This window comes from Candidatus Poribacteria bacterium (assembly GCA_021295755.1).
Classification (GTDB): domain Bacteria; phylum Poribacteria; class WGA-4E; order WGA-4E; family PCPOR2b; genus PCPOR2b.
Genome location: JAGWBT010000016.1, coordinates 36,176 through 36,931, shown reverse-complemented (window position 1 = coordinate 36,931; position 756 = coordinate 36,176). Strand labels below are relative to the sequence as shown.

Below are 756 nucleotides of genomic sequence, written 5' to 3'. Positions count from 1 at the left end.
AATCCCAGTGGGGATAATCGCTTGCATAAACAAGGATTTCATCGGCATGTAGCCATTCGAGGAATTTGTTCCGGTCTGCACGCGTTGGCGGTTGTTCCATCGGTTGGGAGCCAAAACGGATGTGCTGGCGAATATATTCACTCGGCAGTTTCTTGACCCATGGTGTATAATCCCGTGTTGATTTCCAGTCGGCATCCATGTGCCACATCAGTCCCGGCAACCAAAAGGTATCGTGCTCGATAAAAAGGAATCTAAAATCTGGAAATTTCTCAAAAACACCCTCGCAGATCAAGCTAACTGTATGCGCCATCGCGATCTGCGGACGTGCCATACGCATCTCCAAGTAGTATGATGGGTATCCGGCGGCGGTTGGGGCATTGGCGATGCCGGATCCCTCTGCACCGAAGTGAACGCACATCGGCAAGCCGTGCTCCTGAGCGGCTTCGTAGATCGGATGATAGAACCGATTGCCGAAGGGCATCCGGGCACCGGCGGGCATAATCACCTGAAAGACCGATGGATGCTCACCAAGTCGATGAATCTCTTCGGCTGCCTGTTGTGGATCCGTTGGAGCGATGGCAATAGATGCTTTGAATCGGGAGTCCGCCTTGACCCAAGTTTCAAGCGTCCAGTCATTGAAAGCGCGACACATCGCTGCGCCGTAATCGGAATTTGGGTGGACCGCAGCACCGTAAACGGTAGAACCCGACAGCACAGCTATATCAATCCCATGGACATCTAGGTGGTTTTCTCGTG

1 protein-coding gene is annotated in these 756 nt (G+C 52.6%); it reads right to left on the bottom strand.

The genetic code is table 11. The features are described from left to right. Nucleotides 1-756, bottom strand: a 756-nt coding sequence (locus J4G02_03765; protein ID MCE2393710.1) for an amidohydrolase family protein, incomplete at both ends; no start/stop codon positions are given.